The sequence below is a fragment of the Providencia sp. PROV269 genome (genome assembly GCF_028477785.1).
GTDB classification, from domain to species: Bacteria; Pseudomonadota; Gammaproteobacteria; order Enterobacterales; family Enterobacteriaceae; genus Providencia; species Providencia rettgeri.
This window is the reverse complement of record NZ_JAMPLV010000017.1, coordinates 170728-185961: the sequence shown is the minus strand read 5'-3', so window position 1 is coordinate 185961 and position 15234 is coordinate 170728. Positions and strand designations below refer to the sequence as shown.

The 15234-nt window shown below is 43.1% G+C and carries 15 protein-coding genes; 10 read left to right on the top strand and 5 right to left on the bottom strand.

Annotated features, from left to right (window positions below):
• Window positions 1–18 precede the first annotated feature (18 nt).
• Window positions 19–1407, bottom strand: coding sequence for a cysteine--tRNA ligase (gene cysS, locus PR683_RS17870; RefSeq protein ID WP_004913536.1), 1389 nt, complete (start codon window positions 1405–1407; stop codon window positions 19–21).
• 267 nt (window positions 1408–1674) lie between these two features.
• On the opposite strand from cysS, the gene ppiB reads away from it, so the two are divergent.
• From ppiB to PR683_RS17845, 5 genes are all read left to right on the top strand, one after another.
• Window positions 1675–2169: a peptidylprolyl isomerase B gene (gene ppiB / locus PR683_RS17865; protein ID WP_004913539.1), complete on the top strand. Its 495-nt coding sequence runs from the start codon at window positions 1675–1677 to the stop codon at window positions 2167–2169.
• A 9-nt stretch (window positions 2170–2178) separates the two neighbouring features.
• A complete protein-coding gene (lpxH, locus tag PR683_RS17860; RefSeq protein WP_110732201.1) occupies window positions 2179–2904 on the top strand; it encodes a UDP-2,3-diacylglucosamine diphosphatase in 726 nt (241 codons plus the stop codon).
• 157 nt (window positions 2905–3061) lie between these two features.
• Window positions 3062–3577 carry a 5-(carboxyamino)imidazole ribonucleotide mutase gene (purE, locus tag PR683_RS17855; protein WP_004913545.1) on the top strand — a complete coding sequence of 172 codons (516 nt, stop codon included), beginning with the start codon at window positions 3062–3064 and terminating at the stop codon, window positions 3575–3577.
• Entirely contained in the window at window positions 3577–4659 is a 1083-nt protein-coding gene (gene purK / locus PR683_RS17850) for a 5-(carboxyamino)imidazole ribonucleotide synthase (protein ID WP_117162695.1), read from the top strand. Before purE ends, purK begins: the two co-directional genes overlap by 1 nt.
• Window positions 4660–4775: 116 nt before the next feature.
• Window positions 4776–6014, top strand: a complete 1239-nt coding sequence (locus PR683_RS17845; RefSeq protein WP_004913552.1) for an MFS transporter — start codon at window positions 4776–4778, stop codon at window positions 6012–6014.
• 127 nt (window positions 6015–6141) lie between these two features.
• Here PR683_RS17845 and PR683_RS17840 read toward each other — a convergent pair whose 3' ends face one another.
• The 3 genes from PR683_RS17840 to ybbA all read right to left on the bottom strand — a co-directional run bounded on the left by PR683_RS17840 (window position 6142) and on the right by ybbA (window position 10929).
• Window positions 6142–7512 carry an esterase-like activity of phytase family protein gene (locus PR683_RS17840; RefSeq protein ID WP_272581928.1) on the bottom strand — a complete coding sequence of 457 codons (1371 nt, stop codon included), beginning with the start codon at window positions 7510–7512 and terminating at the stop codon, window positions 6142–6144.
• Window positions 7513–7798: 286 nt separating this feature from the next.
• On the bottom strand, window positions 7799–10246 hold the full coding sequence (gene ybbP, locus PR683_RS17835; RefSeq protein WP_110732202.1) for a putative ABC transporter permease subunit YbbP: 2448 nt from the start codon (window positions 10244–10246) through the stop codon (window positions 7799–7801).
• Window positions 10243–10929: a putative ABC transporter ATP-binding protein YbbA gene (gene ybbA, locus PR683_RS17830; RefSeq protein ID WP_004913560.1), complete on the bottom strand. Its 687-nt coding sequence runs from the start codon at window positions 10927–10929 to the stop codon at window positions 10243–10245. Before ybbA ends, ybbP begins: the two co-directional genes overlap by 4 nt.
• Between ybbA and tesA the strand changes: the two genes are divergently transcribed.
• The 5 genes from tesA to PR683_RS17805 all read left to right on the top strand — a co-directional run bounded on the left by tesA (window position 10897) and on the right by PR683_RS17805 (window position 14788).
• Window positions 10897–11538, top strand: a complete 642-nt coding sequence (gene tesA / locus PR683_RS17825) for a multifunctional acyl-CoA thioesterase I/protease I/lysophospholipase L1 (protein WP_042851644.1) — start codon at window positions 10897–10899, stop codon at window positions 11536–11538. The genes ybbA and tesA overlap by 33 nt on opposite strands.
• Window positions 11539–11617: 79 nt before the next feature.
• Window positions 11618–12421 carry an SDR family oxidoreductase gene (locus tag PR683_RS17820; protein ID WP_272581927.1) on the top strand — a complete coding sequence of 268 codons (804 nt, stop codon included), beginning with the start codon at window positions 11618–11620 and terminating at the stop codon, window positions 12419–12421.
• 75 nt (window positions 12422–12496) lie between these two features.
• Window positions 12497–13354: a co-chaperone YbbN gene (locus PR683_RS17815; RefSeq protein ID WP_004913567.1), complete on the top strand. Its 858-nt coding sequence runs from the start codon at window positions 12497–12499 to the stop codon at window positions 13352–13354.
• A gap of 13 nt (window positions 13355–13367) precedes the next feature.
• On the top strand, window positions 13368–14312 hold the full coding sequence (locus PR683_RS17810) for an SPFH domain-containing protein (protein WP_109912071.1): 945 nt from the start codon (window positions 13368–13370) through the stop codon (window positions 14310–14312).
• Window positions 14309–14788, top strand: coding sequence for an NfeD family protein (locus tag PR683_RS17805; protein ID WP_004913573.1), 480 nt, complete (start codon window positions 14309–14311; stop codon window positions 14786–14788). Before PR683_RS17810 ends, PR683_RS17805 begins: the two co-directional genes overlap by 4 nt.
• Here PR683_RS17805 and cueR read toward each other — a convergent pair.
• Window positions 14742–15152, bottom strand: a complete 411-nt coding sequence (cueR, locus tag PR683_RS17800; protein ID WP_123382358.1) for a Cu(I)-responsive transcriptional regulator — start codon at window positions 15150–15152, stop codon at window positions 14742–14744. The two genes, PR683_RS17805 and cueR, sit on opposite strands and share 47 nt — an antisense overlap.
• Window positions 15153–15234 lie beyond the last annotated feature (82 nt).

Sequence of the window (15234 nt, the reverse complement as noted above, 5' to 3'; positions counted from 1 at the left end):
CACGAAATATGACGCGTATTATTTGCGACGCCACGTAGTACCAGTAGCCCCATCCTCAAGCACAACCCCCATAGCTGTCAGCTCATCACGAGCCGCATCTGCTTGCGCCCAATCTTTATTTTGACGCGCATCTAGGCGTTGTTGAATTAATGCCTCGATTTTTGCCACTTCCGCATCATCTTCAGTCTGTGCGCCACCTTTTAAGAAACTTTCTGGGTCTTGTTCTAACAAACCAAGAACGCCAGCCAGTTCACGAAGTTGTGCCGCCATCGCATTAGCCGCTGACATATCTTCTGATTTCAGACGGTTAACTTCACGTACCATGTCAAACAACACGGAATAAGCTTCTGGTGTGTTAAAGTCGTCATTCATCGCCTCAATGAAACGTGCTTTAAATTCATCACCACCAGCAGGAACTGCCGATTTATCGGTACCGCGCAATGCCGTATACATACGCTCAAGCGCAGTGCGCGCCTGTTTCAAGTTTTCTTCTGTGTAGTTAAGTTGGCTACGATAATGGCCTGATAACAGAAAATAACGCACTGTTTCTGCATCGTAATACTCAAGTACGTCACGAATAGTGAAGAAATTATTGAGAGACTTAGACATTTTCTCTCTATCAACCATGACCATACCGGAGTGCATCCAGTAATTCACATAAGGGCCATCATGAGCACAGGTAGATTGTGCGATTTCATTTTCATGGTGTGGAAACATTAAATCTGAGCCGCCACCGTGAATATCAAAATGGTTGCCTAATGTTTTACTGTTCATTGCCGAACATTCAATGTGCCAACCTGGACGGCCTAAGCCCCATGGGGATTCCCAGCTTGGTTCGCCTTCTTTAGACATTTTCCACAAGACGAAGTCCATTGGATTACGTTTTACATCAGCCACTTCGACGCGAGCACCTGCTTGCAACTGCTCTAAATCTTGACGGGATAACAGGCCATAATTTGGGTCAGTTTTCACCTCAAACATGACATCGCCATTCGCAGCAACATAAGCATGTCCACGCTCAATCAAGCTTTGGGTTAATTCAATGATTTCACCAATATGACGCGTTGCACGTGGTTCGCTATCAGGGCGTAAAATATTCAATGCATCGAAATCTTTATGCATTTCAGCCAACATACGTGTTGTTAGCTCTTCGACACTTTCATTATTTTCTGCTGCACGTTTAATGATTTTATCGTCAATATCGGTGACGTTGCGCACATAATTTAAGTCGTAACCCAAATAACGTAAATAGCGGCTAATTGCATCAAATGCCACAAATGTACGGCCGTGGCCGATATGACACAAGTCGTAGATAGTGATGCCACACACATACATCCCAATCTTCCCTGCGTGGATGGGCTTAAACTCTTCTTTTTGACGACTTAGTGTATTAAAAATTTGTAGCATCTGAACTTTTCCATTTATTTGAAAAATGATTATCGATTTCTACCGATAAAATATCATGTTATTGAACCCCGATCACCTTAAGAATGCAAGGGTTTACCCCGCTTCCTTTTCAGTTTATTCATTAGGTTTAATACACACCTATTATGCTATAAACTACCCGCTAAGCTTCCTTCCGCTTCAAGTCAGGTTTTATCTGTGATATAAACGTGCTGATCTCAACGCTTTCGCAAGTTAGCGCACAAAAAACAATTATTCAGGATAGCTATTATGGTTACATTTCATACCAATCACGGTGATATTGTTATCAAAACGTTTGACGATAAAGCCCCCGTTACAGTCGAAAACTTTTTAACTTACTGCCGTGAAGGTTTTTACAATAATACCATTTTCCATCGTGTTATTAATGGTTTCATGATCCAAGGCGGTGGTTTTGAGCCAGGCATGGAACAAAAAAACACTAAAGCACCTATCAAAAACGAAGCTAACAACGGTTTAAAAAACAGCCGTGGTACCTTAGCAATGGCTCGTACTAACGACCCTCATTCAGCAACAGCACAGTTCTTTATCAACGTTGCTGACAACGACTTCTTAAACTTCCGTTCAGAACGTCCAGATGGCTGGGGTTACTGTGTATTTGCTGAAGTGGTTGAAGGTATGGACGTTGTTGACAAAATCAAAGGTGTCTCAACTGGCCGTAGCGGTTTCCACCAAGACGTTCCACGTGAAGACGTTATCATTGAAAAAGTGACTGTCAGCGAGTAAACCTGACGCATGTCCACTTACATCATTGCAGATTTGCATTTAAGTGAAGATGAACCGGCGATCACCGCCGGTTTTATCAACTTTATTCAACAGCAAGCCATCCATGCCGAAAGCCTGTATATTCTCGGCGATTTTTTCAATTATTGGGTGGGCGATGATGACAACAACCCGCTACATCAACAAGTTGCCAACGAACTAAAACAGCTTACAGATCGCGGAATACCCTGTTATTTCATTCATGGAAATCGGGATTTTTTAATCGGTAAACGCTATGCGAAACAGTGTGGCATGACCCTATTACCGCAAGAAACATTGCTCGAACTTTATGGTAAACGTATTTTAATTTTGCATGGTGATACATTATGTATAGACGATGCCGCCTATCAAAACTACCGTAAAAAAGTTCACACACCTTGGGTCCAACGGCTGTTTCTGCTACTCCCCCTCTTTGTGCGTCGCCGTATCGCGCAAAAAATGCGACAAAATAGCCAATATGCAAGCAGCATGAAAGCCGAGTCGATTATGGACGTCAATTCGCAAGCCGTTATTGATGCATTACAAAGGCACCAAGCGCAATGGATGATCCATGGTCATACTCACCGCCCTGCTATTCATGAGGTGAATATCGGTGGTGAATTGCATTATCGAGGTGTATTAGGTGCATGGCACTATGAAGGTTCTGCTTTTGTCATTAGCGAGCAAGGCATTGAACTGATTTTCTTTCCATTCGAGTAATTTTAATTAGCCCCAGAATTTCTCATCGCATACACGACTCGTTTGCTTAATTATTAATCACGCAAACGTTTTCCTGACTGCATTACCGTGATATGATCACCTTAATTCAATTTCCCCATCTTAGGGTCATGTTTTTTTCACTACAGGAAAGCACCAAATGACTGCCCAAGTTTCTGCTCAATCTGCGGCAAAAATCGCCATTGTTATGGGTTCGAAAAGTGATTGGACGACAATGCAGCACGCTGCTGATGTATTAAATGAACTCCAAATTCCTTTTCATGTCGAAATCGTCTCTGCGCACCGTACCCCGGATAAATTATTTTCCTTTGCTGAAAATGCGAAAAAAAATGGGGTTGATGTGATTATTGCAGGCGCTGGTGGTGCCGCTCATCTACCGGGTATGTTAGCTGCAAAAACCTTAGTACCTGTCTTTGGTGTACCAGTACAAAGCGCTGCTCTCAGTGGTGTCGACAGCCTATACTCCATCGTTCAAATGCCTAAAGGTATCCCTGTCGGCACACTAGCAATCGGTAAAGCAGGTGCAGCAAACGCAGCACTGTTAGCCGCTCAGGTATTAGCAATAAGTGATACTGCTATTTTCAACCGCCTTGCCGCGTGGCGTGAAGCACAAACCAATGATGTGCTAAACAACCCAGACCCGAGGGAAGCATAATGAAACCCGTTTGTGTGCTTGGTAATGGCCAACTAGGTCGCATGCTGCGTCAAGCGGGTGAGCCATTAGGTATCGCCGTTTTTCCTGTTGGGCTTGATGCAGAGCCGGAAGCCGTTCCTTATCAGCAAAGCGTCATCACCGCTGAAATTGAACGCTGGCCAGAAACACCTTTGACAAAAGAATTAGCTCGCCATAATGCCTTTATTAACCGTGATATTTTTCCACGTTTAGCGGATAGGTTCCCACAAAAAAGTTTATTTGATAGTTTGCAACTTTCCACTGCACCTTGGGCATTATTAGAATGCCCTGAACAATGGCCTGAATTATTTGCAACTTTAGGCGATTTCCTCATTGTAAAACGCAGAACTGGCGGCTACGACGGGCGTGGTCAATGGCGTGTTCGCCCTGGTGATGAAAAAGACTTACCCGCTGAAATTTACGGTGAATGTATCGTTGAACAAGGCATCCCTTTTGACGCGGAAGTGTCTGTCATTGGGGCCCGAAATGCAGAGGGGAAATCCGTTTTTTACCCAATTACTCATAATTTGCACCAAGAAGGTATTTTGCGGACGAGTGTAGCCTTCCCTAAGTCAACTAACCCGCAACAGGAACAAGCTCAAGCCATGCTCAGCGCGGTCATGGATGAGTTAGGTTATATTGGTGTGATGGCAATGGAATGCTTTGTCGTGGGCAATAACCTACTGATTAACGAAATTGCGCCTCGAGTACATAATAGCGGCCATTGGACACAAAATGGCGCATCCATTAGCCAATTTGAGTTACATCTACGTGCCATTTTAAACCTGCCAATGCCATCACCTGAAGTGTATAGCCCTGCTGTTATGGTCAATTTAATTGGTACGGATGTAAATATAAACTGGTTAAATTTCCCCCTAGTTCACCTTCACTGGTATGAAAAAGAGGTGCGCCCTGCTCGGAAAGTGGGCCATTTAAACCTTTCTCATCGCGACTGCAATCAATTGTCTGCAACACTTGCTGCTTTAGTTCCACTTTTACCAAATGAGTACAAAAGTGGCATTGAGTGGGCAAATGCAAAATTAGACTGGTACTCTCACCAATAAATAGGGAAAATAGCCCTATTCGATGCCCGAACCTATTTTCGGGCATTATGCTATTTACGCCGTCATCCAGAAAACAAATATCCTGATTTAAGGTGTGCGGCATTACTGGAGTCAATATGTCCTCGCAGCCTTTTAGTCCGTTTTATCAGTGGTGCATTCTTGTTCTATTAGGGCTGGTTTATTTTTTAGCCACTGCAACCACCTTTACATCTCTTGGTGTGGTTTTGCCTGAGATGATAAGTGAGCTCAAATGGAGTTGGAGTGAGGCTGGATTTGGTTTTACGCTACTGGGCTTAACTTGCGGGCTTGCGAGTTTTCTCCCTTCTCTACTGATCCGTAAAGTCGGTGTACGGGCCACTTTATTGCTAGGTACTAGTGTCTTTGTTGCGGGTTTTTATAGCCTTTATTCCACGCAAGCCATCAGCACCTATTTTTTAGGCACCGCATTAATTGGTATTGGTTTCACCTTACTCGCCACAGTTCCTGGGACTTACGTACTTTCACGGCTATTTGAAAAGCAATCCCTTGCCTTTGGGTTATATTTCACCATCGGGGGTTTGGGAGGCGTTGCAGGCCCTTGGATTTACTTTTACGCCTCAAACCAGTTAGGCTCTTGGCGTATGCATTGGGTTCTATGCGCCGTTTATCTGAGCATTGTCACGTTAATCACTATTTTTATGCTGCGTGAAGGTAAACAAGAACAAGAACACGCAAAAAAAGTGATGCAAAAACAAGTGAGTGATGCGAGTAAACCCATTTATCGCACTCCAGAAGTATGGACAGTCGGCAGAGCACTACGTACATGGCAGTTTTACTTAATTGCTGCAACTTATACCTCATTTTTATGGTGTGGTATTACCGTTAATAGCTTTGCTGTTGCCCATATTGAAGAGCGTGGTTTTGGCTTGACCGTGGCGGTTTCATTGTTAAGCACAATGGCATTTGTTAATGCATTCTCAAGGCTTATTGGTGGAGCCGCTGGGGAATGGCTAGAACCAAAGAAACTATTAATTGGTAGCCTAATTACCATGGTATTAGGTGTTATCTTCCTCAGTATTGCCACCTCATGGCTATGGCTAATCTTGTTTGTGTTATGCGTTGGCATTGGCTACGGCATGACTTTTTTGGCATCAAGTGTTTTGCTTTCAAATTATTTTGGCCGAGGCCCATACCTAGAACTATTCTCTGTGGTGAATTTAATTTCAACCGTTGCTTGTTTAGCGCCTTTTATTGCTGGTGCAATAAAAGATTTCACAGGGAGTTTCACCCCTGCATTTTTGATTATTGCTGCGCCTGTTGTCGTGATTTTAGGTCTTACCTTGATGATGAAGCCCCCTGCACTCAATCACAAATAAAAAATCCCGAGTGCTTAGCTCGGGAAAAATTAAAACCAAAGGGAAAACAAGTTTAAGACCAGATATTGGATCAAAACATACCGCTTATTTGTGCCACCGGAAAAATCAAAATGTGGCGCAAAATCAATTATGGTTTTAACAGCTCAGGAACTTTTAATAAGATAAATTCGTTATCATCCGCTTTATTTGGTTCACGACTGGATGAGAACGGGTAGTTATTATCATTGCCAACAATAATGTGTTCGCTATCAACCACATCAACGTTCTCTATGGTAAAGAATGGGAAAGTAAACACCCCGTCATTTAAAGGTTTTCTTGCCATATTGTTCGGGTCTTTGATATTCATTAAATCAATATAAGCCTGCTTATTTACTGGTTTGCCTATATTGTTATCTGAAAATTCAATACGATAAACACGCTTGAATTTAGCTAAATTACTAAAACAATTTTCAGTATTACTGCTTCCCGCCGTGCAGGCTTTATCTGCTGTACCTTCACCATTATCACGCTCAATGATTAGGCCGTGAGTATCATCAATAAGATTAAAATCACCAATGGCGTTTTGGTTATCTTCAAAGACATATAACCAACTTCTGCCAGTCCAATCTTGTTTTTTTACATCAAATTCAAGAAGACGTGCTGCACGTTTGCCATCAACATTTTCATAATCTTGTTTGTCATCAAGCCAAATCGCCCCTTCTAGCATTGGATAGAGCTTAGAACCGTCTGGCGATGATGCCATACCTTCAAAACCTTTCGAACGGTTGACTTGGAAAGTCACTTTATCTGTGGGTTTGCCCGGTGTGGTGATTTGGTAGTGGTCAGGAGAAACGACTTTCTTTCCATCTACTTGCGTTTCAAACAAGGCTAATACCTTGCCATCCAAATCCATTTTGATTAAGTAAGGACCAAACTCATCACCAACCCATAAAGCACCATCCGCAAATTGAAAGCTTTCAGGATCAAAATCACTGCCTGTTAAATAGCGTTCTTTTGTACTTTCATTCGTAATATGAAAAGGGATAATTTTATCGGGATCATGGAAGAAAACCGTTTTTAATGGTGTCGTATTACCCGTTTGAAAATCAATGTCATATTGAGTGACATACAACATAGAGTCAGGAGAGTTTACTTTGTTGCCAAATCCATTATCAGTTAAAACCCAGTAAGTACCATCCGCCATGCGTTTGATACCCGAGTGCCCTTGACGTGGTTGGCCTTTAATTGGAATGTGCATTCCCGTTGGGCGATCTGCAGATTTACCTTCCACTTTCCCTAAACTATCTACACGAGCGCCTGTGGTAAATTTACCACTCACTTGCATGTCTGAAGGTGCATTTTCAGGTGTAGCGACAGTGGAATTAGCCGGAAGAATGGAGTGACCCGCTAATGTAGCTGGCACTTCTTGTTGAGCAAACCCAGTGATGCTAAATGAAATTAAACTAGCCAATAAAGATAACGAGCCCAGTTTACGTTTAATAGAATAGTTATTCTGCATTATTATGTTTCCATTTTAAGGCTATCAATAATTGATGGTGGAATCATAACGTTGATGAATGAAGCTTTTATGAAGGATTGGAGACAGTTATTTTACTGAAAAACAGGTTGTTTTTAGAATATTCAATAAATAGGGGTATCAAGGTATTCCCCTAATACCACATACTCTAAATAATTCGAGTTACAGCTAGGCGACAAGCGAAGATAGACCGATGAGCATACATAAGTCTATGATCCGGCTATCTGAACGCAGTCAACAACGCTGCAACTCGAAGTATGACGAGTATTTAACTATTAGGTAAACGACGGTGCTGATTACCCGTCCCTAATAAACGCAGTCCTAACCACCCACCGCAAATAGACAATAAAATTGCCGCGCACAAAGGCAATAATACCCACATACGCCATTCAGGTTGCCATGGGAAATCAAACACTTTACTTTGCAACAGCCACAATGCAATTTCTGCTCCAAAAGCTGCGGCAAGCCCGGCCATTAAGCCAAGTAATGCAAATTCGCTCCATAGCGTTCTACGCATTAATTTTTTGCTAGCGCCTAATGTTCGATATACCACAAGCTCCCGCTCTCGCTGGCTCATCCCCACTTGAATTTGAGCCAATAGTAGCAATAACCCACAAAAAATAACCAGTACCACCATAACTTCAAGAGCTTGGCTAACTTGCTGAAGAATTTGCTGAATTTGGGTAATAATTGCGCCAGTATCGAGCACATTAATTGTCGGGTAATGACGGCTAAGTTGCGTCAATAGCTGCCCATCACCGTCATAGTGGAAGCTGCTCAGCCAGGTGGCCGGCATTTGAGAAAGACTTTCTTCAGAGAAAATAAAATAGAAGTTCGGTCGTAGGCTCTCCCAATCAACCGTACGAATACTACTGACTGTTGCACTAAAGACCTGAGCCCCTGCGTTAAATGTTAGTTTATCGCCTAATTTCAATCCGAGCTCTTTGACAACCGTTTGTTCGATCGAAACTTCTCCCGCTTTCGGTGGCCATGTCCCTTCGTCAACCACATTAGCTGGCGCTAAATCAGATTGCCAAGTTAAGCTCAATTCACGTCGCACCGTATTATTATTTGGATCACGTTGATCTGCCCATTCAATCGCTGACTGGTCATTAATATCGGTTAAGCGCGCTAACACCACAGGGTTGAACTCTGTTGGCTTGACATCAAACTCAGCCAATAACTTGGTAACAGGTTCAAGCTGTGACTGGTTCATATTAATTAAGAAATAGTTCGGGCTATCTGCGGGTAACTGTTGCTGCCAGCGATCAAGCAAATCACCACGTACTAAAATTAGCAGCGCCAATAACATAAATGATAGCGAAAATGCACTCATTTGTGTGATGGTTTGTAACGGCTGGCGCAATAGGCGACTAACGGATAAACGCAAACTTAATTGGCGAAACTTAATATGACGTAGCCCCCATAAGCCTACCCAACCAATCAGCGCAAGTAGAATGGCCACCACGACAATACCCGCTAAAATTGACCATAACAGAGGGTTTACGCCAGCAAAAATAAATAACCCACCAACCACAATTAAAATAACAATTGGCAGATAATAATACAGCGGCCAAACGGGTGATTTGGCATCTTCACGTAATACCCTTGAAGGCTGGGTTGCCATCAGTTGGTAATAAGGGCGACTGCCAACAATAATAGCAATAATGAATAATGTACCGATTGCCCAAACCCAAGGCATTAAACTCGCAGGTGGCAATTCCTTCGGCAACATAGCCCCTAAGATTTGCATTAAAATGCCTTCAAAAGCCAAACCTAATAATGAGCCGAGTAAAGCCGCAGCGATTAAAATCACTAACCACTGCCCAATAATCCACTGACGTAATGCGCTACGCCCTGCTCCTAGAGTTTTTAATACTGCGATTAGTTGATGACGGCTGCGGCAATAATGCGTCATTGAAACCACGACCGCAGCAATGGCTAGCAACAGTGTTAATAACACTGATAGCAATAAAAATTGTTGAGCACGTTGAAACGTTTTCCCTACTGCGCCATTATCTTCGCTTAATGTATACCAACGTTGATCATTTCGCAGATCTTGCTCATATTTTTGTTGAAATGCATCAATCAGCTGACGATCACCGGCAAACATGTCGCGATACGTTAATCGGCTGCCTACTTGAATAGCCCCCGTTAGTGGCGCATCTTCAATCGCTATTAATACTCTTGGAGCAATCTGGAACGGGTTAAATCCGCTGTCGGGCTCTTGGATTAATTTACCCGAGACTTTTAGCGTTGCATCTCCGATATCAATGTTATCCCCTACATTGAGGTTCAATAATTCTAATAGCCGCGGAGCGACTAATATTTCCCCTTTTGTCGGGGTTAACCCAGCGGGTTCAGTGATAAGCTCGCCATATAATGGATATGCCTTATCTGCAGCTTTCACTAACACCAATTGTGGCCGAGCGTCTTCATCTTCTGTCGCATAAGCCATGGTAGAAAATGATATTTGTTGGCTGAGCGCTAAGCCCTCTTTTTGGGCTTCTTGTAACCATATAGGGTCGCTTGGATGAGAAGAGCGTAAAACTAAATCCCCCGCTAACAACTCACGGCTTTGGTAGCTCATGCTATTTTCAATGCGATCGCTAATTCGCCCTAAAGCCAATACACAGGCAACTGCAAGAGTAAGCGCAAGCCAAACAATCAATAACGAGGGTGTTTTCCATTCACGCCAAAACCAACGCCAAATCATGCTTCTTCCCTCAACTGCCCATCAACCAAACGCAAACGACGTTGGCAACGCGCAGCTAGCTCGTTATCGTGAGTAACCAAAATCAAGGTTGTTCCATGCTCTTTGTTCATCGCAAATAATAAATCTGCAATTTTATCCCCTGTATGGCGATCGAGGTTACCCGTTGGTTCATCAGCAAATAAAATCTGAGGGCGGCCATTAAAAGCTCGAGCAAGTGCAACGCGTTGTTGTTCCCCCCCTGACAACTGTGGTGGCATGTGTTTTAAGCGATCTTTTAAGCCTAAATCAGTCAGTAAACTCGCCGCGTGTTGATAACTTTCAGACTCAGATTCGCCACGTAGCAAAGAAGGAAGTTGCACATTTTCAATGGCATTTAAGGTTGGGATTAACATAAAAGATTGGAACACAAAACCGACACTTTGTGCCCGTAAACGTGCCCGTTGCTCTTCGTCCATTTTAGTGAGGTCTTGGCCTAATAAATTAACCGTTCCACTGGAGCCGTCATCCAACCCCGCGATAATCCCTAACAAGGTTGATTTCCCCGAACCAGACTCCCCAATTAAAGCAATTGTTTGCCCGGACTCGACAATTAGCTCAACACCTTGCAATATAGTCAGTTCATGTTCACCTTGGCCAACACGTTTAATGAGATGATGAACTTCAAGAATATTATTCGCCGACATATATTGGTATTTCTCCTGTTACTGACTGCAAGTGGGCACGCACTTGCGTCAACTAAGCTATTAATCTTAGGTGATAGCCTAAGTGCAGGCTACCGTCTACCGGCTGAGCAGGCTTGGGCCTCTTTGCTTGCCGAACGTTGGCAGAAACTTTCCCCACCCGTTGCTATTATTAACGGTAGTATTAGTGGGAATACCTCTGCGCAGGGGTTAGAACGCCTTTCCATGTTACTCGAACAAAACAAACCTAACTGGGTATTGATTGAGTTAGGTGCAAATGACGGCTTACAAGGTCTCCCAGTAGAACAACTTGAAGCTAATTTACAACAGATTATTAAGCAAATCGTGCAATCCGGTGCGAAACCGCTCTTAATGCAAATTCGTATTCCACCTAACTATGGAAAACGTTATACGACAAGTTTCGAAAAAGTCTATCCGAAATTGGCGCAAAGTAATCAAATTCCATTACTGCCATTTTATATGGAAACCGTGATAACTAAGCCTGAATGGATACAACAAGACGGTATTCACCCGACGGTTGAAGCCCAGCCATCCATTGCTGATTTTATGGAAAAACAACTTTCTGAACATATTTTACCGTCTAGTCAATAAAACAGACGTTAAACAAGGGGGATTAAAACGCTCTTTTATACCCGAAATATATTCAGTTGCATGAAACCAAGGTAAAGTTATGCAAACATCAGCACGAAACAAAAAATCAGTCCTAGTCACAGGTGCTTCAAGCGGTATTGGCTTTTGTGCTGCACAAACACTTCGCCAGCGTGGCTACCATGTTATTGTTGCCTGCCGTAAAGAAAGTGATATTTTGTGCCTGAAAGAACAGGGTTATGACACCGTCTCCCTTGACCTCGATGATAAAGATAGCATAGAAACAGCGGCTCAAACGGTGCTAACACTCTGTAATCATCGCCTTTACGGGTTATTCAACAACGCCGGTTTTGGGGTGTATGGGCCATTAAATAGTGTCAGCCGCGAGCAACTCGAAGCACAATTTTCCACTAATTTTTTTGGTGTTCACCAGTTAACTTTTTTGCTATTACCCGCCATGAGCGCGCACCATGAAGGCCGAATTATCCAAACCAGTTCGGTAATGGGGGTGATTTCAACCCCCGGCCGTGGCGCTTATGCAGCCAGTAAATACGCACTGGAAGCATGGTCTGATGCCTTACGCCTAGAGTTGGCAGGAACGGGGGTAAAAGTAAGCTTAATTGAGCCCGGCCCTATTCATACAGCATTTACTCAAAATGTTGAACAAACTCAAAAAGATAAGCCTGTTAAAAACCCAGGTATTGCCTCACGTTTTACCTTAACACCGGAACATGTGGTAGAAAAATTGATCCATGCGTTAGAAAGCCCGCGCCCAAAAGTACGCTATTCTGTCACGTTATTAACTGTCGCTGTGCGTATCTTAAAGCGTATTTTACCTGACAAAATAATGGATAAAATACTGGCAAATCAGGGGGAAAAAGCTTGAAAAAAGCAAAATCAGCCCCATTTTATTACCATCGCCCAAAAATTCTATTGATAACAAATTCAAAAGAGACTTCTTATGTTTGCTAACGCTCAGATAATTGATATTAACGAAACCAACCTACACCAAGTCATTGAACAATCAATGAACTTACCTGTCATGTTTTACTTTTGGTCACCGCGTAGCCCTCATTGCCAAGATTTCGGTACTATGTTGGAAAAAATTGCCAACGACTACGCAGGGTCATTTATTTTAGCTAAAGTTAATTGTGATGAAGAACAAATGATCGCCAGTCAGTTTGGCTTAAAAGCGATCCCTACCCTGTATGTGTTGCAAAATGGTCGTCCTGTTGATGGCTTTGAAGGGCCACAACCCGAAGAGGTCGTACTGGAAATTTTATCTCGCGTGCTGCCAAGCCCAGAAGAAATGAAAGCAGCACAAGCCGCTGAATTAATAGCAGAAGGTAAAACACAAGAAGCGCTACCATTGTTAAAAGAAGCGCATCAGCTGAACCCAAAAAATAGCGAAATCACATTATTGTTGGCAGAAACCCAAATCGGTTTAAATCTTGTTGATGACGCACAAGCTACCTTAGAAGCAGTCCCATTACAGGATAAAGACAGCCGCTACCAAGGTTTAATCGCACAAATTGAATTATTAAAACAAGCTGCGGACACCCCTGAAATTCAGCAATTGCAAGATGAATTCAATCAAGATCCGCAAAATACAACGTTAGCTGTTCAATTAGCCCTAAAACTGCATGAAGTGAACCGCAACGAAGAAGCGCTGGAAATGTTATTCGGCTTTTTACGTACCGACTTGGGTGCAGGTGACGGCGCAGTGAGAAAAACTATGATGGACATTATGTCTGCCATGGGAACCGGTGATGCCATTGCCAGTAAATACCGTCGCCAAGTATATTCATTACTTTACTAATTAAGGGTTAAATATGGACTTGTTCGCCTTTGGTGCAATACCGATTATCATTTTTGTCGCTGTCGTTATTGTTTTTACCTGTGTTAAAACAGTACCGCAAGGCTTTCAATGGACAGTTGAGCGCTTCGGTCGCTATACCCGTACGTTACAACCAGGCTTGCATATTATTGTGCCATTTATGGACAAAATTGGCCGTCGTATCAATATGATGGAACAAGTCCTTGATATCCCATCCCAAGAAGTTATTTCTCGCGATAATGCCAACGTCACTATTGATGCGGTCTGCTTTATTCAAGTCGTTGACCCAGTACGTGCGGCCTATGAAGTCAGCAACCTTGAGCTTTCCGTACTAAATTTAACCATGACGAATATTCGTACCGTATTAGGTTCCATGGAACTAGACGAAATGTTGTCGCAACGTGATTCCATTAATAGCCGTTTATTACACGTGGTGGATGAGGCAACTAACCCTTGGGGTGTCAAAATTACCCGTATCGAAATTCGTGATGTGAAGCCACCAAAAGAATTAATTAGTGCGATGAATGCGCAGATGAAAGCTGAACGTACCAAACGGGCTGATATTCTTGAGGCTGAAGGTATCCGCCAAGCAGCAATTTTAAAAGCTGAAGGTGAAAAACAGTCACAAATTCTCAAAGCTGAAGGTGAACGCCAATCCGCATTTTTACAAGCCGAAGCACGCGAAAGAGCTGCGGAAGCGGAAGCAAAAGCAACACAAATGGTATCTGAAGCGATTGCCGCTGGTGATATGCAGGCGATTAACTACTTTGTGGCGCAAAAATACACCGATGCACTGACCAGTATTGGTTCTGCCGAAAACAGCAAAGTCATCATGATGCCATTAGAAGCCAGTAACTTAATGGGCGCAATTGGTGGAATTACTGAGCTAATCGGTGAAAGCAAGAAAACCGGTGCCATAAAAAAACAGGTAAAAGAATGATAGAGCTTATCAGTGCTCAACCCGCATGGTTTTGGCTGTGTCTTGGTGGGCTATTGCTGATTGGTGAACTTCTTGGTACCGCAGGCTATCTTTTATGGTCGGGTATTGCTGCGGTGCTTGTTGGGGTTATCGTTTGGGCTCTGCCATTCATCGGTTGGGAGTGGCAAGGGATCTTGTTTGCCATTTTTACCGTTGTCTCTGCTGTGTTATGGCGCAACTGGTTGAGGAACAAGCAAAAAAATAAGGCAGATAACGTCAATCAAATCAGTCATCAACTGATTGGTGTGAAAGGCCGTTTGTTGTCAGATACCGAAGAAGGCTTTAGCCGAGTACGCCTTGCAGATGGTAGTTGGCGCGTGTATAGCGACACGCCATTAAGCGCCAACACAGAAGTGGTGGTCATCGCAGTAGACGGTATCACCTTGCAGGTTAAACCTTCTCATGATGACAACACCCACGTGCCAAGTGGTCAATAATCGGGCAATCTGCGCCATCATCCCCAGGGCATACGTCCACGAGCTCTTGTAATGTATCTCGAATGGCAGACAATTTAACGATTGTCTGCTCTATTTCATTTATCTTAGCTATCGTTGTCGCCTTTACATCAGCACTATGTCGGATTGGGTTGCGAAATAAACCTAATAGTTCGCCACATTCATCCAAGGTAAAACCCACATCTTTTGCCTGTTTTAGCAATACGAGTTCGTTTAGATGGCACTCCTGATAATAACGGTAGCTATTTTCCCCTCTTTCAGGTGGTGTAATTAGCCCTTTGTCTTCATAAAAACGAATAGCTTTTGCAGTTAGCCCCGTTTTTTTGGCAATTTCACTAATATTCATAATTCCTCTTGACCTTAACCTTGCTGGAAGGTGTAACCTTTGTTCATTGTCGAATTATAGACCTAATTGTAGATAAAGTTAT